Consider the following 21,027-nt stretch of genomic DNA (forward strand, 5'->3'; position numbering starts at 1 on the left):
GCTTCTTTTCACCCTCCCTCAATTATACAAAACTTTTCTTTTGTATAATTGTATGTATCTTCTTTTTAGAAAGCACCCTCTCTATTGGGGAGCGATATCAACGACGACAATCTCCGGCGGATTAAAAACACGGGGCTTCCAATCCAATACCAGGCCGCGTCCCACAATTTCCGTCATAGCACCAATTTGATACTGGCCACCGGCGTATTCCGGAAAAAAGCCTTGATTGGGCGCAATCAGACCATTCATGATATACGGGATTCTCCATTGGCCGCCGTGTGCATGACCGCAAAGCGTTAAATCAAACGGATGCGCAGCGTATTCCTCTATATATTCCGGACGGTGCGCCAGCAGGATATGAAACGCATCATCCTTGAACAGGTCGTCAAAACTTTGCAGCGCTTTCCGGTAGGACGCTGCATTCCCATATGAGCTTGGCACGCGGTCGCCATAGGCTGCCGGATCATCCACACCGCAGATCACATATTCTCGGCCGTCCACTGTTATACGCTCCCGTTCATTATGTAAGACGTGTATTCCATAGGACTCTATCATCCGGAATATCTGCTCCGGCTCACTGCTCCAATATTCATGATTGCCGGATACATAATAGCATGGCGCGATTTCTGTAATCTGTTTTAGCAGCAGCTTTGCGCCGTCCTGCGGTTGTTTATCGTCAACAATATCGCCGCATAGTGCGATAATATCCGGCTGCAGCTCCTTCACCCTGCGAAGAAGCGGTGTCTGGTCATTTCCGTAAACATAGCTGTGCAGGTCGGAAAGCATGACGATTCGCAGCCTTTCCTCTGCGTTGAGTTTGGGCGTTGACACCGTATAGCGACGTGGCATCAATCCGCAATATAGGCCGCATATCCCCACGCCGACCGCGCACATCAGGACAGCGGACAATATCCGTTTTCTTTTCATTACTGGGACTCCTTTTTTCTTTATTTATTAAAAAAGCGCGGCAGGTCCTCTCCCCTCCGCGCTTTTTGGTTCAGCCCACCTGCTGGCTTTTATGATGCAGGTCAATCTGTTTGGATTTAATAAATACGCTAAGCTTTTTGTAAGCCAGCATCGTAATCACCGTCAAAATTACCCCCTTAATCAGATTGAACGGCAATATGCCAAACAACAAGTATGCACTCATCCCATCAATCGCAGGATTGACCGCAGCGCACATCTGGAATATCGCATCCAGATTCCACCCCATTCCGTTCACATAAAACGGAATAATGAGAAAATAGTTGGTCAGCATCCCCATGCAGGCCATGGCCACCGCGCCGACGGCGCAGCCGATAACCGCAAATTTACGGCTTTTGTGCATGCGATAAAGCAACACAGCAACAATCACCAGGGTGGAAAGCATCAGGAAATCCGCCAATTCTCCCGAACCGGCCGTTTGGCTCTGTGTTAAATGAATCAGATCCTTGATACCGATCATGGTAATCGCCGGGCCAATTCCAAAAATAAACGCGCCGATCAGGACCACCGCTCCGGAAAGGTCCACTTTGAGAAACGGCGGCATAAACGGGATCGGGAATTCAAAATACATAAGAACGGTAGCGATTGCCGCAAATACGGCGGTATAGGTGATCTTGCTTGCTTTTGTCATGGTTCTGTCTCCTTTGTAAGGAGTTCTGTTTGGTTGGGTAAATAAAAAGCCCTTGGAAATCTCCAAGGGCTTGCAGACGTACCGAGATACACCTGTTTCTTTCATCCGGACTATAACCGTCGGTTGGGATTCACACCCATCATGCCTTGCGGCTCGCAGACTATCAGGAACAACGCCCTGTATACTGCCGGTGGAGACTTTCACTCCGCCCTGAAACAGAACTGATTTAATTTACGCTTTTATTATAGGTCAATTAGGATGGTTTTGTCAATGGTTTTCAGAAAAATGCTGCAGGATAGCCTCAATTTCCTGCCGTGTTCCGACTGCATTGATAAATTCCAGCAGTGCGTTGGCCGTCATATGCGCGGGCAGCGCCAGCTCCTGCAGGAGCCGCTGCCGCCGCGCTGCACTGTCAGTCCGACCGGTCAGTCCCCATGTATAGAAATCCGCTTTCGTGATCGGGCTATCGGAGGTATCCCTCCCTTTTTGCGCCTCCCCATCCAGAAAGGTCGCACCAGCCCTGCGCAGCGCGTCGCACAGAATATCCGGCCGCATTCCTTCGACGCCGAGTTTGCCCTCTTTGGAAGCGTGCCGCTTGCGTTTTTCCTTTCCCCAAACATCCGGTACATACGCCTGCTTGATGCGATCCCGAGGCAGTACGCCTTTCAGATAATTCCGGATCACAAAGCCCGCTCCATCGCTATCCGTCAGGACAATCAACCCGCGTGCCTGCGCGATACGCCGCAGCAGCTTCAGCCGGTCCTTGTCATGGAAGATACGGAAGCCGCCGGTCTCTAATACAACGGTATCCACCACCTGTTTGAGCGTATTGATATCATATCGTCCCTCTACAAGGATCGCTTCCCGAATACGGATCATGCACGCTCCCCCTTCTGCGCGGATGCAAGCGCAAGCAGGGTCAGCTCGATCTGCTTCTGCCGGTCGACAGCGCTCCCTTTCAGCGCGGTATCCGTCTGCGCGCAAAGAGACGCCGCCTGTCGCAGCCAGTCGAGTGAAACGCGGCGCGCGGCATTCTGTATCTGTCGGGCATAGTACGGCGATTTGGAGCCGATCAGCTCCATCAGCAGCCGCTCCCCTCCCCTTGCGCTCTCACACAGCTTAGCGCCGTATAGACGCTGAATGTGGCGCGTAATGGTCGTGAAAATCATAACCTCATTGTTTTTTTGCGCAATCAGCTCGCCTACCAGAGAAACCGCCCTGTCGAATTTACCCGCCGTGATCGCATCCGTCAGATCGAAAATAACCGCGTCCAGAACCGGCGAGCATACCGCGTCGATATTATATTTGCGGATCTCCCCTGTTGTCGTATGCGCGGCCGCCTTATCGATTTCGCCGGCCAGATTGGTCATCGAATTTCCGCACAGGAATATCAGGTATGAAGCGTTATCCGAGGTAATCGTGCAGCCAAGCGACCGGACCCGCCGCTCAATCCATGCAACCAGCTCATTCTCCTCCAAACGGCTGCATTCCGCGATGCAGGCGGTTTTCTCAAGCGTTTTATAGAGCTTTGTCCGTTTATCGAGCTTGCCCTCCAAAATGTCATAATAAAACACCAAGCATACATAGTCCGGCAGATCGCTGAGCATCTCGGGCAGTAAATCACCAAATCCGGCCGGCGGCTTGGAAAGGTCAAAGTCGGTAATAATAATCAACTTTTTCTCCGACATGGCCGGATAACTGTCGATCGCCTCGGTAAGCTGCTCCGGAGTCAGGCCTTTCCCCTCATATTCCAGCAGATTAAAATCTGCAAAGGCAGCATCCACTACCTTTTCCTTGAGTTGGCGCAGGTAATGCGCTTTCATATAGTCCTCGTCACCCGTTATGATGTATAAAGGCGCAAAGGAACACTCTTTCAGATCGTGGATCAGCTTTGCCTTGCCGTTATTCGCGTTCTTTCTGGGTGCAGCCATGCGCTATCCCTCCTTTTTGTAGCGTTCCTGCAGTTCGCCGGTGAAATATGGGCTTTCAATCGGCGTTCCCTCAAATTTATGCAGCACGTCCCCTGTGCTGGACTGCAAAATGATCCGCTGCGCGTTTGTATCTGATATAAGCTGACGCAGCAGCACGGTATCCTCCATATTCCGTTGTGAGAGTACAATATCCGGTGCGGAATACGACTCGGTTTCAAAGAATGCCGCAAGCTGTTTTTGCGTAGGACTGTGCAGCACTAAAACATAACCGCCAATCTGCACGCCAAGCTTACCGTCACAGACAGGAAAAACCGTGACCGGCGCGGCGGCGTCCAACTGCACCGTATCCTCTACGATCTCCGCATCCGCCTCCGCAACCAATTGCAATAACTCTTTGTTGTGCTGCGTCTCTTTGCAGCCGTTCGGAATCAAGATTTGTTCGACCGACGTATGCTGCAGCAGTTCAGGTAGATCGCGGGCATGCCCCTTATCCACCGCAGTCAAAACCAGTGTGTCAACCTGCCGGAAGCCGTTCCACTGCATCCATTCCCGCACGGATGCCGCAGCATTACGATATCCTCCGTCCCCCGCGCAATCGATAAGCGTCATGTTGCCAACAGCGTCGGATACAATGATTGCCTGCCCGCTACCACACGGAAGATAAGTCACGGAGTAGTGCTGCCGGTTATAATATGCGCCCGAAGCCGTGATGCCAAACAGCACAAGGCAGAAAACAGGCAAAACATAGCGCCATTTGATATGAGCGCCTGCAAGCAGCCAGGCTAAAATTCCAGCTAAGGACAAAACAAGCGCGGCAATACCAAAGCTGTCCGCCCAGTTAATCAGGCCGAACGGCAGGCCTGCAATCCAGTTGCAGATATCGAGGATATAGGTCAGCAATGGAGTGATCGCTTTTGCGAACAGCGTTGCTAAAAATGGGAAGAACACCGATGTCAGGCAAACCAGAAAACCGCCGATAAAACATACGGCAGTCACGCCGACGACCAAAAGATTGCTGAGTAGCGACAGAACGGAGACATAACCGAAAGCGCTGAGGATAATCGGTGTGGTAAAAATCGTCGCACATACCGTGCAAGAGACCGATCCGACAACTACGGACAGGATGCGGTACACCATTTTCGGAAAAGGCCGGAACGGCTTCATCATCCGCCGCTGCATTTTGCCGGCCAACAGGATCAGCCCCAGTGTGGCGCTAAATGAAAGCTGCAAACTGAGACTTGCGATTGCGTAAGGATTGAGGATGAGCAAAAGCGCGAGTGCTAAAAACAGGGAATTCAGACTGCTTGCTTCTTTGCGCAGCAGAAAAGCGCCGGCCGTGACCAAATACATGACCGCTGCACGGATTACGGACGGGCTCGCTCCGGCGATCGGCACAAATAAAAGGATGAACGGAATCGAAACCAGCGTACCGATCCTGCGGCCTAACAACGAGCAAAACGCCACCAAAAAACCGATATGCAGACCGGAAACCGCGACAAGATGGCTCAGTCCAGCGATGCGGAGTGCCAGAGCATCCGCATCGCTGATCCCAGATTTGTCGCCCAATAAAAGTGCTGTGAGCAGGCCCGCCGGCCGCTCCGGAAGTGCGCCCGCAATCGCCTGCTTGCAGTAGCGGGCAATCCGCTGCGGCAGAAAGCGCGGCGTGTCCCGTTCGGTACCGGTCATCTCAAACCGGACGGGCGTGTCTTCCTCCGTTTGGTTATAAGAGGACGCAATAAAACAGCGGTTAGATGCCTGATATACCGCACGGTCAAATCCCTCGGCAGTGCCCGGCAAATAAAATCCAACGTTGACCACAATATGATCCCCTGCATAGAGCGGGGTATCGGTCAGCGGAAGGTAGCAAAAGGTACGGAACGTCTGCTCCACCTCTCCGTTATGGGTGACGGAAAGCAGAGCACGCTGGCTGTCCTCATAAACGTCTGGATCTTCCAACAAAACAGCCTGGATATCCAGGCTTTGTCCATTCAGATGCCGGATTGGCTCGACAATATACAGGTTATAAATCGAGAAGCCGCAGAAAGCCAGATGCGCTGCGGCCAGCATGCCAAACAGCGCAAACGCCTTGTTCCGGTAGATGAATATACCGGCGAGCAGCAAAAACACGGCTAGCAAAAGCAGCGAAACCATCGGACTGGGAGCCCAGTCAAGGCAAACCGCGCAGAAAAGAGCCGCCGCAATTGCCGGCACCAAATAAATCAGCGGACGCTCCAGCATAAAAATCCCCTTCCGGCTTTTCTGTTTCAAAAAAGAAGTGGCACGGTCGTGCCACTTCTTTGCAACTGCTGTATCAGCCCGGCGGCCAAGTCATATCGCGGCCGGAAAGCACATGGAAGTGCAGGTGGAACACGCTTTGCCCTGCCTGTTCTCCGATATTGGATACGATGCGGAAGCTTTCCATGCCCTGTTCCTTCGCGACTTTTGCGATCACCTCAAAACAGTGGGCAACTACCGCGCTGTTGGAATCATCCACCTCCGCAGCGGAGCGGATGTGCTGCTTGGGAATCACGAGGAAATGCGTCGGCGCCTGGGGATCGATATCATAAAAGGCATAGCACAGCTCGTCCTCATAGACCTTTTTGGAAGGGATATCCCCGGAAATAATTTTACAGAACAGACAATCGCTCATGACGACCTCTCCTTTCTGATACCAGTATACCGACTTTACAACAGCGCGTCAACAATGTTATTGACCGCTTCGAGCGCTTCCTCCAGTTTTTCTGGCTGCTTTCCGCCCGCAGTTGCACTGTCCGGACGCCCGCCGCCGCCGCCGCCAACGATCTTGGCGACTTCCTTGACAATCTTACCCGCATGCGCTCCCTTTTTGACCGCTTCCGCGCCGCAGACGCACAGCAAGCTTACCTTGCCGTCGTTGACCGAGGACAGTACAGCGACCATGTTCGGCGCTTTTTCCTTAATACCGTCGCCCATCGTACGCAGCACATCCGCTGAAGCGTCTTCCAGCTTGGTTGCGACCACGTTGACGCCCTTGACATCACGCGATACGTTGAACAGGTCGACCATCTGCATCGAGGCAAGCTTTCCGTTGAGCTTTTCCAGCTTTTTGGCCATCGTGCGCAGGTCAGCCATGGTCTGTTCTACCTTGGCCGCCAACTCGTTCGGGGAGGTTTTGAGCGCGGCTGCGGTTTCGTTCAATATATGCTGGCGCTCATTGAGGAAATCCAGCACCGCTCTGCCGGTCACGGCTTCGATGCGGCGTACACCGGCCGCAACGGAAGCTTCTCCAATAATTTTGAGCATACCCGCCTTAGCTGTGTTATCCAAATGCGTACCGCCGCAAAGCTCAATCGAATCGCCGGCCTGAACAACACGCACAACCGCGCCATACTTTTCACCGAACAGCGCCATCGCGCCCTTTTTCTTCGCCTCGTCAATGGACATTTCTTCCGTGACCACCGGATAGCCGGCAAGGATCGCGTCATTGACCAGCGTCTCCACCTGCTGCAGTTCGTCCGCTGTCAATGCCGCGAAATGCGTAAAATCAAAACGCAGGTGATCGTTTGCAGTGTAGGAGCCTGCCTGCTCCACATGATCGCCCAGCACCTTGCGAAGCGCTTTTTGGAGCAGATGAGTCGAGGTATGCGCACGGCAGATCGCCTGACGGTATTCCGCGTCCACCTTGGCCTCCACCTCGTCGTCCACGGAGAGCGCGCCCTCGGTAACTGTACCGATGTGCATATACTTGCCGTCCTTGGTCTTCTGCACGTCAGACACGGTCATCACGCCGTTTTTGCCGATTAGTACGCCGTGGTCGCCGATCTGACCGCCCATTTCCGCATAAAACGGCGTATGATCGAGCACGGCCGTAATCTTTTCGCCCTTTGCCGCCGCTCCGGACGGTTCGCCCTCATTGACGATCGCCAGCACCTTGGCGCTTTCTCCCAGTGTTTCATAACCGTCAAAACGGGTTTTGATCGCCTTGTCCAAGCCAAGATCCTCGCTCTGCCAGCCAAGGTCGCCCATTTTTTTTCGGTCCTCGCGGGCGCGCTCGCGCTGCTCGTTCATCAGGCGGTCAAATTCCGCGCGGTCGGTGGTCATCCCCTGTTCTTCCAGAATCTCAAGCGTCAGATCGATCGGGAAGCCATAGGTGTCATAAAGCTGGAATGCGTCCGCTGCGGGCAATTCCTTGCTGTTTGCCGCCGCAATGCGTTCGTTCAGAATAGACAGGCCGCTGTCAATGGTTTTGTTGAAGCTTGCCTCCTCGTTTTCAATTACCTTGTGGATATATTTCTGCTTTTCGACCAACTCCGAATAAGCGCCGCCGGATTCCTCAATAACAGTGGTCGCCACCTCGGACAGGAACGGCCGGTCGATACCGAGCAGCTTGCCATGGCGCGCTGCCCGCCGCAGCAGGCGCCGCAGCACATAGCCGCGCCCCTCGTTGGAGGGGATAACACCGTCGCAGATCATCATAACGGTCGAGCGAATATGGTCGGTGACCACACGGAGGGAAATATCAGTTTTCTCGCTTTCCCCATAATGCTTCCCAGCGATCTCGGATACCTTATTGGTGATATTCCGCACGGTATCCACGTCAAACAGGGAACCTACCCCCTGCACCACGCAAGCCAAGCGTTCCAGCCCCATGCCGGTATCGATATTCTTCTGCTTTAATTCGGTGTAATTCCCCTGTCCGTCATTATCGAACTGGGAAAATACATTGTTCCAAACCTCCATATACCGGTCGCAGTCACAGCCGACCGTGCAGCCGGGCTTGCCGCAGCCGAACTCTGGTCCGCGGTCGTAGTAGATTTCCGAGCAGGGACCGCACGGGCCGGAGCCATGCTCCCAGAAATTGTCTTCCTTGCCGAAGCGGAAAATCCGCTCCGCCGGAATGCCGATATCCTTGTTCCAGATTTCAAACGCCTCGTCATCATCCACATAGATGGACGGATACAAAAGCTCCGGATCAATGCCGACCCACTCCGGACTGGTCAGGAATTCCCAGCTCCAGGCAATCGCTTCTTTTTTGAAATAATCGCCAAAAGAGAAATTGCCTAACATTTCAAAAAACGTGCCGTGCCGCGCAGTCTTGCCGACGTTCTCAATATCGCCTGTTCGAATGCACTTCTGGCAGGTCGTCACACGATGGCGCGGCGGCTCCTGCTCGCCGGTGAAAAAGGGCTTCATCGGCGCCATACCGGAATTGATCAGCAGAAGCGACGGGTCGTTCTGCGGAATGAGCGAAAAGCTCGGCAAGCGCAGATGTCCCTTGGTTTCAAAAAACTTCAGATACATTTCGCGCAGCTCGTTCAAGCCTCTGTACTGCATAACATTTATCCTCCAAAATTTAATATGACAAATAAAAAAAGCCTCCGCCCAATCCTGTCAGGGGCGAAAGCATGCTTCCACGGTACCACCCTGATCTGCGCTGTAAAACGCATCTCAGCGGTTCGATATCGGGAACCTGACCGGCCTGTTTTTTACAGGCTGCTCGGAAGTGGCCGTTTTCCGGACTGAACAAGGGGTTGCACCAGATCCCTCTCTCTTTGGATCACTCCGTTGGAAAACTCGTTTCGTCATCGCATTTTCTATCGCGTATATTATACCGCTTTCCCAGCCTAATGTCAACAAAAACCGCCAAAGCTGACGACCTATAGGGGCATTTATTAAAGCAACAACACTCCCCCAAAAAATTTGCGATGCAACCGCCAGTTGCCATATAGTTGTAGCCAAAAACAATAATTTCCGGTATACTCTTGATTGAAAAGAGGTGTTTTCTATGACAGTGGGAGAAAGGATCAAAGCCTGCAGGCAAAATACGGGAATGTCACAGGAGAAGGTCGCTGATCTGATCGGCGTAAGCCGTCAGGCCGTCACCAAATGGGAAGCAGACCAGTCAGCCCCTAACACAGAGAACCTGTTCAAATTAGCAGAGCTATTCGGCACAACAGTCGATATGCTGCTCGATACAGGAAATGCTGCCAATTCATCTGCTGTTGAACAGTTTTATACTCTTTTCAGGATGGAAGACGAGAGGAAACGAGCAGACAAAAGGAAGAGACGGAAAGAGAACCTGGTTTCGGCCTTGATCGTTGTCTGCGCGTATCTCACGGTCTATCTGATTGGCCGTTTAATCTGGTGCGACCGGTCCAATGTCAGCCTGCTTGGTTGGCTGGTATCTGCAAAACTATCCGGAAGCAATAGTTACCTTTATGGCTGGCTGCTCAGCAGCAATCTGTTCTGGATTGCAATGGCAATTTCTGCTGTCCCTTCTCTTTTCGGCAAGCATCGGTTTTCATTTGTCACGCTGATTGCCTTTGCACTCGGTTTGCTCGCCGGCATTGTGTTTGGCCCTAATCCTGCGGGAGCGCCGTATGGACACGGCCATTACGGCTGGGCGATTTGGGGCGGTATCTATCTGCTATCCATTATTATTGGAATTGTGGCAGAACTGTACAATCGTAAAAAATAACCGTCTATCGGAAAAGGCTCCGCCAATGTGGCGGAGCCTTTTTATCCAGCTTTGAAACGGGATGCTAACCGGCTATAAAGTGATGACCTTTAGCCTCCTAAGATGCGATAATCATGCGGATTTTCCCGCCATCCTCCGCATTTTTATTTGCGTACAGGCGGAAATTCGTATAATTGGCTTTTGCATTTTGCAGGGAAATAAATTCCCTGCGGTCGGATACATAAACACCGATATCATCCGTCAGATTGTAATACCCGTCCCTGGTCCGAACGCCGGTAGCCCCGTCAAACGCGGAAACCGATACCGTATCGACCAGTTTGAGCGGAAGCGTTGAGAACGAGCGGTTCACAGCGCTGCTCCCGTTTTTATACCCCTTTGGTATGCCGATCGCACTCCCGTTCAAGCCGCCCGGCAGAGCGTCTACCCGATATTCCTCGGATACGGTTTTTGAGCCGTCCCAATACTTGATACCGGCATAGTATTCCTTGTTGTCATCCTCGCCGCGGCTGGAGCCGGAGCCGATACCATAAATCCAGCTATCGCCGGTTACGTCGCCTAAAATAATGTTGGTTACAGTACCCGCGTTGTCGATCACCGTATAACGGATCTGACTGGACGACACCGAAGCCAGATCGATATCCGACTGGGCGATTGCTGACAAGGGCGCGCCCGGCGCAACCTCTTCATAAATCCGAACCTTGGGCGATACCACGGAATTTCCGATCTTGCCATCTGCAATCGACCAGTTTCCGGATACCCTGCCGGTAAGCGCTCTTTTTGTCAGATACGCCGAACCGTTAGAGGACTGTCCGACCGAAACCAAGCGGCCCATCAGTTCGTCCAGGCTCTCCGCTTCGGCCTGGATATGCAGGGTCAACCCATTGGTCAGTACGACCGTCACCTTTTTCCCATCTACTGCGGTAACGATCCCCTGCATGTCCGCGCTGACCATGTTTTTCGGATAGGCGGCGATGACATCGCCCGCTTCGCTGAACAGCAGCGTGATATAATCCTTGAGCTTGATATCCTCGAACGAGGCAGCCGCGCGGTCGGAGATCGAATAGGACTGCCCGCCGAACAGCTCTACCGTCTGTGGATAGGCGAAAGACGGCTCGCCCTTAGTGTAGCATCCGCTGATCTTGGCATCCGAAACGACCGCCTGGCGATTTGCGGGATCGAGCGTAACCACATCGTATTTTTTAATCCTGGAGCGGTCGATCACCGCGCCGTTCTTGATGATCTGATATCCCTCCGGAATATTGACGGAGGTCGCAAGGCCGTAAACGAAAGAGGTGTCGCTGGACGAGGTCGCGGACGGCAGGACCGCCATCAGCTGCAGCGCGCCATACTCGTCGTAGTAGAGCGTCAGGGTGTCGCCATGTTGAATCCCCGCCCACATATTTGAAAACTTATCCAGCTTTTTCTCCCGTGCAACATAGAGATCTGTGTCTCGGTTGGGGCGGAGGGTCTGCGTGCTGGTCGAGATACTGTCGGCCGCCGCGCTCGTTACAGTGTAGCTCTCGATCTTATTATTGTTGGGAACGACGCCTACCGCGACCTTATCCCCTTCCTTGCCGATCACGATCGTTCCGTAAACGCCGATCAGGCTTTTGTCCAGCGTACCCGCGGTCTTGCGCGGGGACTCATTCAGAGAGCCGTTTTCATAGAAAATCGCTTCATTGGGTGCCAGCGAGGAATCCGTTTCGCTGGTCGCCAGCAAAATACAGTTTTCAATGGTAGAAGAGGATATCTTATTCAGCAGCATGCCGGAGTTATCGCCTTTCAGTTCTGTCCCCAGCGTATTGAGTAGCAGGGTCGCCGCATCGCCGCGCTTCACGGCCGCTGTGGCGTTGGTAAGCGATACGTTTTCCGTCAGGCCGAGGGACTGCGCGCGGGCGATATAGTCCGCCGGCCAAAACGGGCCGATGTCGGCCTCCGTATAGCCCAGCATACGCAGCAGCATGGTGCAGACTTCTCCGAAGTTAACAGTCTTGTCCGGACCAAAGGTGCCGTCCGCATAGCCGCGGATAATGGAGTATTCTTTCAGATCAGGATGGCGCACTGCGGCATTGATATATTGCGCGGCCCAATGTGAGCTTTTAACGTCCGGAAAGATCGTATAGCTGCCATAGGCGCTTACATCGGAAACGCCCAGCGCGGTCACCGCCAGCTTACAGAACTGCGCTCTTGTCAGCGCGCTATTTGGATCAAACCGGTTTCCCCCCACCCCCTGCATGATCCCTAACGCGTCCAAGACGGAGACGGTCTGCGAAAGCTTGCTGTCCGTGATGTCGGTAAACGATGCCGAAGCAGGGGTGATCGCAAAAAGAAATGCCAGACACAGGCTGAGTAATCTTTTTTTCATTCCTACCTTTTCCTTTCTTTACTGGGTGCGCAGCGCGTCAACCGGCTGCAGGTTGGATGCCTTGTTGGCCGGATACAGGCCGAATATAATGCCGAGCAATGCAGAGAACAGGAACGCCCCCAGAATCAGACCAATCGACGGCAGTACCGTAAAGTGCTCGATCGATGGTAGATAGGTGTTCTGCGCCATCTGCCGCGCGACCATGAAATTGCCCAATATGGCCGACAGGAAACAGCCGACGATAATACCGATCACGCCGCCGCAACAGGATACGACAGCCGCCTCCACCAGAAACTGACCGATAATATCGCGTTTCCGCGCACCGATCGCCATACGAATACCGATTTCGCGCGTGCGCTCCGTAACAGAAACCAGCATGATATTCATAATGCCGATGCCGCCGACCAGAAGCGAAATGCCCGCCACACCGCCGCCAAGCAGCGCGAGCAGGTTGGAAGACGCCTCCTGCTGCTCCTGATACTGGCTGTCTGAGTAGGCGGAAAAGGATTCGCACCGGCTCTGCATATACTCCGGAAGCAGCGTTTCGGTAAGCTCTGCGATATCCTCGGTGGCGGCTGCTTTGATAATATAATTTTTGCTGTCGAAATAGCTTGTACTCATCATGGAGCTTTGCAGGGTATATGGCATAACCAGCATCTGATCCTGCGTATTGAGCTTGCCGCTGAATTTCCCCTTGTACACACCGACGATTTCAAAGCTTTTGCCACCGATACGCAGTTCCTGACCAATCGGACTCATAGCACCGAAAAAGTATTTGCGTAGCGTTTCGCCAATAACGCAGACCTTTGCGCGGTTATCGCAATCCGCTTTGGACAGGTCGCGTCCGGCTGAAATTGTGAGGTTACTCACCTCTCCGTAATGCTCGTTGCCGAAATACATATTAGTCCAGCCGTTGTTATCGGAATCGTTGGAAAGCTTTTTCGTCCGGTATTGGACGCCGTCGCTCTGCCAGTCATAGTATTGGATCTGCGGCGACCAGGCGGAAACCTTGTCCGCCAGCTCGGTATCCAGATATTCCTCGAAATCCTTCCAGTCCTTGCTGCGTCCGCCGTAACCGAATACATCGATACGGTTGACACCCATTGCTTCGTATTGCAGGCGCTGCAACTTACTCGTACCCTGAATGGAGGACACGATTGCGATGACCGAGGCCACGCCGATAATGATGCCCAGCATGGTCAGGATAGAGCGGACCTTATTGTTCAGGATGGACTTGAACGCCATGCGTACGGTTTGGAGCCAGTTCATTCGTCAAGCCCTCCCCTTCCCGCTTCGTCGGAAATGATGCGGCCGTCCTGAATCGTTACGATCCGCCGCGCCATCTGCGCCAAATGGTTATCGTGCGTGATAAGGATAATGGACGTACCCTGCTCGTTGAGCGCGGTAAGCTTCTGCATGATATCCAGACCGGAGGCGGAATCCAGATTGCCGGTTGGCTCGTCCGCCATGATGATCGGCGGCTTTGCCGCAACAGCCCGCGCAATCGCAACACGCTGCTGCTGGCCGCCGGACATTTCCCCCGGACGGTGTGACATGCGTTTTTCCAGCCCTACCGATGTCAGCGCATCCACCGCGAGCTGGTGTCGCTCCTCCCGTCCAAGGCCGCGGTAGATCAGCGGCAGCTCCACGTTTTCCAGCGCTGTCAACGCGGGAATCAGGTTGAAGCCCTGGAAAATGAATCCGATCTCACGGTTGCGGATACCGGAAAGTACAGAGGGCTTCATGTCGCTGACCGCCTGGCCGTTCAGGTAATAGGTCCCATAGGTCGGAATATCCAGGCAGCCCAGAATATTCATCAGCGTGGATTTTCCCGAGCCGGACTGCCCAAGGATGCAAAGGAACTCCCCCCACGGCACGGTCAGGGATATATTATCAAGCGCACGTACTTCGTTCTCCTTGCCTTCATTATAAATCTTGCTCATCTGCCGCACATCGATCAGCAGGTCGGAAGAATAATCCGTCTGCTGCTCGGCAATGGGCGGTTTGTTCTTTCCAAACATCGCGCCCTCCTTTAGCCTACGGCTACGCCCATACCCATTTCAGCGTACAGGTCCTGCGGGCCGGACAGATACACCGTCGTCCCTTCCTCGATCCCCCACAGGATCTCGGTATTGGAGGAATCGGAAATACCCGTTTCAACCGGAACGAGCTGGAATTCGGGCGGGATGCCCTCCGTCCCCTCCGGAATAGGCAGCGTTTCGCTGAACGGAATCTCCTCGCCGTTTTCATCAACCAGCGGCTTGGCAAAAACCGCTGCGCCTTCTTCGGCGTATACGATCGCGGAGGATGGGACCATCAGACAATCTGAGGAGGATGCGGTCGTGATCTGATATTCCACGCCCATGCCGATGGAAATGGACTGTCCCTCAATCGGATCAATGGCAATTACAGCGGGGAACGTCGCCATGCTGCCCTGGCCGCCATTGTTGTTCTGAGTCGGTTCCAGCGCGATCGACTCCACGGTACCGGTCAGCGTCAGCGTGCCGTCGTTTGTATACATGGTCATCACCGCGGGCTGGCCGGGCTGTACGGCGGAAACGTCGGTGGACATGATATCCGCGTTTACAATGATATCGTTCAGGTCCGCGACCACGACGAGCGGCTCGGTGCCGCCGACATCCTGCTCCGTATACGCGTTCAGGCTGACGACCACGCCGTCGATCGGCGATTTGATGGTGGAATCCGCGATCAGCTTTTTCAGCTCCGTGATCCGCTCCTGCTTTGCCTGGACCTGCTTCTGCGCGTTTGTCACGCCGTTGCGTGCGGTCACCACGGTATTCTGCGCATTTTTCAGTTCGTCCTGTGCGCTGTCGCTCGTCAAGGTCATAATCGTGGCGCCGCTGCTGTAGCTGTAGTAATCCAGACCATTGAGCGTTTTGATCTCACCGCCGGTCTGCACGGTCACCGCTTCCTCGCGGCTGTATTCCAGCGTTCCGGATTCGGCCGGATAAACCTCTCCCGCGGAGCTGGTGGATATCGTCGCGGTCGCCATCATGTCCTTGGTGAGCGTTCCGGGATTATCCATGGAAATGACGACACGGAACAGCTTGACGCCTTCTGCAGAAACCTTCTGCGCGCTTTCGACCGCGGAAACCGTACCCGAGACCGAACTCATCGCGGACGGAACAGAAACCGTCGCAGTCTGTCCGCTTTTGATATCGTTCGCATACGCCGCGCTGAAATACAGCGAAAGCTTCATTTTGCTGTCGTCGACCATATAGCCGACGATCTCCCCTTCGCTGAGCTGCTGCCCGACATGGTAGGTCGTGCTTTTACCCTCCGAGTCAGTGACCGGAATAATCTTTCCGGTAAACGGCGCGGTGATTGCCAGCTTGCCGATCCGCTTCTGGGCCGTGCTGACCGCGTTCTGCGCCTTGGTCACCTCGGCCTGCGCATCAGTGACACCACGGCGTGCGTCTGCCAGCTCATCCTCTGCAGTTTCCAGCTCCTTGCGGGTTTCGGTCGGGTTGACGACAACAAGCTTGTCCCCTTTTTTGACCTCATCCCCTACCTCTACCAGAACCTCGCTGACCGTTCCCTTCAAATCTCTGCCAAGCTCCTCGCGCTTTTTGGCGGCGGTGCTACCGCTTCCCTCTATGTAGGTTTCCAGCATGCCCCGGCTGGCGGTCGCTGTTTGCGTAACCGTTTCCTCCGTCCCCGCATTGCGGGACTTCAGAACAAGGAAGATGCCCAGTGCGATCAGAAGCACCACCACCGCAACGCCGATGCCAATGCGCATGCCTTTGTTGAGCCTGCTCTTTTTCTGATTCATTTTATCGGCATATTTGTTGCGTTTCGGCATGCCCGACGCCTCGCTGTCAGCCCCCGCGCTTCCCCCCTGCGCGGAAACCGTGGATACGTTGGAGCCGCTTTTGGCGACGTGTGCGCCGCCTTTCTGGACCGGCATGTTCTGCTGCTTTTTTTCTTCGCTCATACTCGTATTCCTTTCTGTTCTCTATCCTGATGGGCATTAACCGTACCAGGCCGGTTATTGGTACGCTTCACTATACCGTGTCCCGCACGGGATTGTCAACCGATTCAACCAAACTGTAATAAAAATGCGCGCTTATCTCCCGAAAAAGGCACGAAAAAAAACATGCACCTTTTCAGGCAGGCCGTCCAAGTCGCCGTCATTCTGGAAAACACCATCGTAGGAATATTCCAGTACGCCGTCATCCGAACGGTTTCCCAAAGCGCCGCGCGCCTGCTCCAAGGCAGGGCGCCGCACCAGAATTGTGGAGCAGCTTTCCCCAACAGCCGACCGGAATCGGTCGATTTCCTCCGGCTCCCGAATATGGACAAACAGGATTTGGGCGTCTCCCTGCAGAAAGCGGTGGTACCGCTCCATACAATAGGAGAACGGCAGATCGTTGAATTCCGTGCATACCTCTTTTAAGCGGGACAGGAAGCGGCGCGCTTCCGGCGTTTTCCGTCCGTCCCATCCGGCCGCGTACGCGACATCCAGGATCGGAGTGATTGACGAGATGTTTTCCGCTTTCCAAAATCGGGCCGCCGCCACGCAGACAGTGTCTTTCCCAACGCCTCCGCTGCCATTGATGACAAAAACATGCTTGTCCAACAAACTCCCTCCAAGGTGTCGATATTCATACGGATTTATCATAACACAATATATAGCGATTGGCAAGGCTTCTGCCCTGCCTTATAAGGGGTTTGACAGAAAAAGCGCGCCCTCTCCTGAGGGCGCGCTTTTTCCAACATGACTTACAGGATAATGCAGATCAAACCGCCTGCGCTTTCGTTAATGATTTTTTCCAGCGTTTCCCGTATTTTCCCGCGTGCATCATCCGGCATGCGGCTGAGCTTATGCGATAATTCCTCCCGCACCAGCTCGTTGAGGGATTTCCCGAAAATATTGGTGTCCCAGATTTTTTCCGGCTGCTCTTCAAATTCACTGAGCAGATAATGCACCAATTCTTCGGACTGTTTCTCCGTTCCTACGATTGGGTTGACCTCGGCTTTGATATTGGCGCGCATCAGATGGATCGAGGGGGCGGACGCACGCAGACGGACGCCGTACCGCCCTCCCTGCCGGACGATCTCCGGTGCCTCCAGGGAAAGCTCGTCAACCGACGGCATGACAATTCCATAGCCGGTCTGATATACCTGATCCAGCGCACCTCGCAGACGCTCATACTGCTGCTTGACCTTGGAGAAATCATCGAGTACGGAAATCAGGTCGGCCGCATCCCCAATATGGATACCGGTCTGTTCCCCAACGATACTGTAGAACACGCTTTCCGGAATATCCACCTTAAGGCGCGCCGCGCCGGTACCCAACGCGAGCTGGTCGATATCCACCCTTCCGATATAATCATTTTCCGCAATCGCCCCGCACATGGCGCGGACATCGCGCATCCTCTGTCCTGCACGCGCCGAGGAGCGGATGGAGCGGTAAACGCTGGATTGTACGGGGTGTCCGTCAGGCAGGGCGCCGATATATCTCGGCAGAACAAATCCGATCTCTTTCACCGGAAATTCATACAGCACCTGCTGCAGGATATCCGCGATCCCCTTGTCGTCCAGTTCCATGCAGTTGACTGCGACCGGTTCAACCTGGTACCGCTCCCTGAGCGTACTGCAGACTGTCTGCGCTGTTTCACCGCGCGGGTCAGCGGAATTCACCAAAACGACAAACGGCTTGCCCATCTGGGTCAGCTCCTCGATCACCCGCCGCTCAGCCGGTTCATAGCTTTCCCTCGGTATCTCTGTAAAGCTTCCGTCGGTCGTAACGACAAGGCCGATCGTCGAATGCTCTCCGATCACCTTATGCGTGCCGACCTCGGCCGCCTCAGCCAGCGTCATCGCTTCCTCCCGCCACGGTGTGGATACCATGCGCGGCGCGTCGTCCTCCATGCTGCCCAGCGCGCCATCGACCAGATAACCGACGCAGTCTACCAGGCGGACCCGACAGGAGCCTCCGTCCGGAAGGGCGATCTCCGCCGCCTCCTCCGGAACGAATTTCGGTTCCGCGGTCATGATCGTCCGTCCGGTACCCGATTGCGGCAGTTCATCGCGCGCGCGTTCGCGTTTATAGACGTTATCCATGCCCGGCAGGACCATGGTCTCCATAAAACGCTTAATCAGCGTCGATTTGCCGGTGCGTACCGGTCCGACCACGCCGATATAAATATCGCCGCCGGTGCGGGCGCTGATTTGATTATAAATTTGATTTTCCATAATATCCCTGCCTTTCAAGCCTGTATCGGAATCAGGAGCATGGTTTTCGACGCGCTGACCGCATCCGGCGGTAAATCATTTGCCCGTCGGATTGCTTCCATGGTCGTGCCGCAGCTTTTGGCTACTTCCCAAAGCGCCTGCTCCTGATCGATGTAACGCAGCACCAATGTAACACCATCGTTGTTTTTTGGGGCTTCACTTTCCTCTAATGCGGTGATATTGCGGAACACGCAGCGCTCCTCCAGCGCTGCCATACCGGATACCGCCACTGATAGAAGCAGTCCGGTTTCGCCTGCTGCTGCGGCGCGGGCATTCAGTTCGATCTGGGACAGCTCGCCCATAGCGGTACAGGAGGCGGTCAAGGGCAGCGTGCGCTGCAACGCAGAAAGCTGCTGTTCATCGTTCAGATATAAAACCTGCACCGCCACCGTGAGCTGCAGCGTATTGGTCGTGGTATTTCTCTTCGCCCCGCAGCAGACAGCGCCGGCGTGTATGATATGGGACACATGCTGCGCGGTCTGCAGTGTTTCATTCACCTCCGCGGCAAACGGCGTCAGCGGCGGCATAGAATGGAGCGCCGCCTTTTCCTCTTGGATCTGCAACGTTTTCCCAGGGATATACATGTCGTCGATCTGCTGGATGCTTTTGGTGCCGCGCACCGTGAAAGCGGCCTCCGCCGATATCGTATACGAAAGCAGCCCATCCGACTCCAAACGGCAGTCGACCTCGTGCGCCGCCAAACGGACCGATACCGGATCGCTCTCTTCCAGGTCTGGGATCTCCAATATCTGCGTAAACGGCGTGCTGTTTGAAAGCACGCGAACCGCATCATCCTCCTGCAGCGCAAGGCATTGCAGGACTGCCTCGCCTTTCAGCACAACTTTCCCACGCATCGCGCGGCATTCCGTGCTTTTCAGCGTGCAGGCCGTATGCAGGAGCTGTAGGTCGTTCGCATCCTGCAGCGTCACGTCTTCCAAAATCGTAATCGGGCAGCTATGCGCCTGCTGTACAACGGTAACTGTATGGGGCGTGCGCAGCATCTGTATCTGCGGCAGCTCAACGCCCTCTGTAACCTGACAATCAGCCTTGCAATAGCATTCCACCTCAAAGCAGAGCTGAGCGCTGACGTTCAGTTTCCGGCTGTTGACCGGCACTGCGTCCACCGCCGCAACACGGCACGATACATAACAGACGGCATCCGCATCCAGCCCGTCACACTCCTCTATATAGGCAAAGCTGATGGGAACGGACAGCCTGCGCAGCCCTTCCGCGTTTTCCGGCTGGTACAATATGGTCGTCTGCACGGCACCGGAAATCAGCAGACGTCCGTTCTGCGGTGTGCGGTCCTTGACCGCTGCCGTTCCATACGCGCAAATGACCCTTCCGATGTCCGGAAAGGTATCCGGAACGATCGAGTCGGAAGACTCGGTGCAGGAGGAAATCCCTGCAAGCCTTTTGTCATAGTAGCAGATGCTTGTTTGATTCAGTTCCATTGATGCTGCCTCCTTTGTTTCACTGCTGCTCCTGTTTAACGATATGTTCCCTTTTTGCTGAATATGAAAAAAGCAGAGGCTTTTCTGCCTCTGCTTTTCCCTCATGTAATATGGAACAGCTTGCAAAGAATACCGCGCAGATATTTCGGGCTTTTCCAAATGACCACTTTCATGCCTCCACCTCCCCAGTTATCAGCATTGAAACAAAAACACGCCTGCCGCGATCAATGCGAGCGCCAGCAGCCACAGCAGCAGGCCGGACGGACATATGCTGCCGACAAACAGGCCAAGTCCCAAACTGATCAACGCCAAACCGATCGCTTGCCCACGGCAGAACATTGCACATCACGCTCCTGTCATCAGTATAAGCAGCGTATCCGGAGATGGTGACAAAAAAGGGACCGCCAGCCGGCGGTCCCTCTGTTATTTTGTTGTGCTGCCAAAGCCTCCGGTGCGTTCTCCGTCCGCGTCATCGTCTTCGGTTATGCCGAAAGGCAGGAAAATCCCCTGTGCGAACCCTTCTCCCCCCACGATGGAGAGCGTCTTCCCCTGTCGGTTGGAATTGGTCATTTTGATAAAGATATGTCCTTCATTTTTTGCCGTGAAGTAATCGCTGTCAATGATTCCCACCGTATTATCCATCTGCAGGCGGTATTTGAACCCCAGGCCCGAACGGGGATAGATTTGCAGGACCCATCCTTCCGCGATTTCCGCGCGGATACCGGTGGGGATTTTTATGGTTTCATGCGGCACGAGCGAAAAGGCTTCGGGCGCAAAGAAATCATACCCCGCAGAGCCTACGGTCGCGCGGCGCGGCAGACGGATTTTCTGGTAGACCATTCTTGCCTCGGATACCGAACAGCCGGTTTCTGCGCACCAGTCATCGATAAATTGTTTCTCCGATACCTTGTGAAATTTCGCGATTTTCTGCATATCTGCTCGTTCTT

General features: G+C 54.2%; 17 protein-coding genes and 1 riboswitch. Of the genes, 1 reads left to right on the forward strand and 16 read right to left on the reverse strand.

Annotated elements, in window-relative coordinates:
* Positions 1-81: 81 nt before the first annotated feature.
* The 7 genes from OCV66_RS01315 to alaS all read right to left on the reverse strand — a co-directional run bounded on the left by OCV66_RS01315 (position 82) and on the right by alaS (position 8,859).
* Positions 82-927, reverse strand: coding sequence for a metallophosphoesterase (locus OCV66_RS01315; RefSeq protein ID WP_054325959.1), 846 nt, complete (start codon positions 925-927; stop codon positions 82-84).
* A gap of 70 nt (positions 928-997) precedes the next feature.
* Positions 998-1,615: an ECF transporter S component gene (locus OCV66_RS01320; RefSeq protein WP_054325960.1), complete on the reverse strand. Its 618-nt coding sequence runs from the start codon at positions 1,613-1,615 to the stop codon at positions 998-1,000.
* Positions 1,616-1,704: 89 nt separating this feature from the next.
* A riboswitch (FMN riboswitch) is annotated at positions 1,705-1,837 on the reverse strand.
* A 45-nt stretch (positions 1,838-1,882) separates the two neighbouring features.
* Positions 1,883-2,494 (reverse strand): toprim domain-containing protein, encoded by a 612-nt coding sequence (locus OCV66_RS01325; protein WP_107630506.1) that lies wholly within the window; start codon positions 2,492-2,494, stop codon positions 1,883-1,885.
* Positions 2,491-3,546 (reverse strand): DNA polymerase III subunit delta, encoded by a 1,056-nt coding sequence (gene holA / locus OCV66_RS01330; RefSeq protein WP_147573689.1) that lies wholly within the window; start codon positions 3,544-3,546, stop codon positions 2,491-2,493. The genes OCV66_RS01325 and holA overlap by 4 nt, the downstream gene beginning before the upstream one ends.
* Positions 3,547-3,549: 3 nt before the next feature.
* Complete coding sequence (locus tag OCV66_RS01335) at positions 3,550-5,784, reverse strand: ComEC/Rec2 family competence protein (RefSeq protein WP_107630508.1); 2,235 nt, start codon at positions 5,782-5,784, stop codon at positions 3,550-3,552.
* Between the two features lie 73 nt (positions 5,785-5,857).
* Positions 5,858-6,196 carry a histidine triad nucleotide-binding protein gene (locus OCV66_RS01340; protein WP_054325965.1) on the reverse strand — a complete coding sequence of 113 codons (339 nt, stop codon included), beginning with the start codon at positions 6,194-6,196 and terminating at the stop codon, positions 5,858-5,860.
* Positions 6,197-6,231: 35 nt separating this feature from the next.
* On the reverse strand, positions 6,232-8,859 hold the full coding sequence (gene alaS / locus OCV66_RS01345) for an alanine--tRNA ligase (protein WP_147573690.1): 2,628 nt from the start codon (positions 8,857-8,859) through the stop codon (positions 6,232-6,234).
* 451 nt (positions 8,860-9,310) lie between these two features.
* Here alaS and OCV66_RS01350 point away from each other — a divergent pair, with 451 nt between their 5' ends.
* The gene (locus tag OCV66_RS01350; protein ID WP_107630511.1) at positions 9,311-10,003 is read left to right on the forward strand and encodes a helix-turn-helix domain-containing protein; all 693 of its coding nucleotides are present in this window, start codon (positions 9,311-9,313) and stop codon (positions 10,001-10,003) included.
* Between the two features lie 97 nt (positions 10,004-10,100).
* Here the strand turns inward: OCV66_RS01350 and OCV66_RS01355 are convergent, their stop codons facing one another.
* From OCV66_RS01355 to OCV66_RS01395, 9 genes are all read right to left on the reverse strand, one after another.
* Positions 10,101-12,368 carry an S-layer homology domain-containing protein gene (locus tag OCV66_RS01355; protein WP_147573691.1) on the reverse strand — a complete coding sequence of 756 codons (2,268 nt, stop codon included), beginning with the start codon at positions 12,366-12,368 and terminating at the stop codon, positions 10,101-10,103.
* An 18-nt stretch (positions 12,369-12,386) separates the two neighbouring features.
* Positions 12,387-13,637, reverse strand: coding sequence for an ABC transporter permease (locus OCV66_RS01360; protein ID WP_054325968.1), 1,251 nt, complete (start codon positions 13,635-13,637; stop codon positions 12,387-12,389).
* A complete protein-coding gene (locus OCV66_RS01365; protein WP_054325969.1) occupies positions 13,634-14,389 on the reverse strand; it encodes an ABC transporter ATP-binding protein in 756 nt (251 codons plus the stop codon). Before OCV66_RS01365 ends, OCV66_RS01360 begins: the two co-directional genes overlap by 4 nt.
* A gap of 11 nt (positions 14,390-14,400) precedes the next feature.
* Positions 14,401-16,323: an HlyD family efflux transporter periplasmic adaptor subunit gene (locus tag OCV66_RS01370; protein ID WP_147573692.1), complete on the reverse strand. Its 1,923-nt coding sequence runs from the start codon at positions 16,321-16,323 to the stop codon at positions 14,401-14,403.
* A gap of 132 nt (positions 16,324-16,455) precedes the next feature.
* A complete protein-coding gene (locus tag OCV66_RS01375) occupies positions 16,456-16,968 on the reverse strand; it encodes a hypothetical protein (RefSeq protein WP_147573693.1) in 513 nt (170 codons plus the stop codon).
* 143 nt (positions 16,969-17,111) lie between these two features.
* Complete coding sequence (gene spoIVA, locus OCV66_RS01380; RefSeq protein ID WP_147573694.1) at positions 17,112-18,587, reverse strand: stage IV sporulation protein A; 1,476 nt, start codon at positions 18,585-18,587, stop codon at positions 17,112-17,114.
* Between the two features lie 14 nt (positions 18,588-18,601).
* Positions 18,602-20,080, reverse strand: a complete 1,479-nt coding sequence (locus OCV66_RS01385; RefSeq protein ID WP_054325972.1) for a DUF3794 domain-containing protein — start codon at positions 20,078-20,080, stop codon at positions 18,602-18,604.
* A 192-nt stretch (positions 20,081-20,272) separates the two neighbouring features.
* Positions 20,273-20,419 carry a hypothetical protein gene (locus OCV66_RS01390; RefSeq protein ID WP_262563558.1) on the reverse strand — a complete coding sequence of 49 codons (147 nt, stop codon included), beginning with the start codon at positions 20,417-20,419 and terminating at the stop codon, positions 20,273-20,275.
* 84 nt (positions 20,420-20,503) lie between these two features.
* Positions 20,504-21,013, reverse strand: coding sequence for a dCTP deaminase/dUTPase family protein (locus OCV66_RS01395; protein WP_054325973.1), 510 nt, complete (start codon positions 21,011-21,013; stop codon positions 20,504-20,506).
* Positions 21,014-21,027: the final 14 nt, after the last annotated feature.

The organism is Agathobaculum ammoniilyticum, assembly GCF_025567315.1.
Classification (GTDB): Bacteria; Bacillota; Clostridia; order Oscillospirales; family Butyricicoccaceae; genus Agathobaculum; species Agathobaculum ammoniilyticum.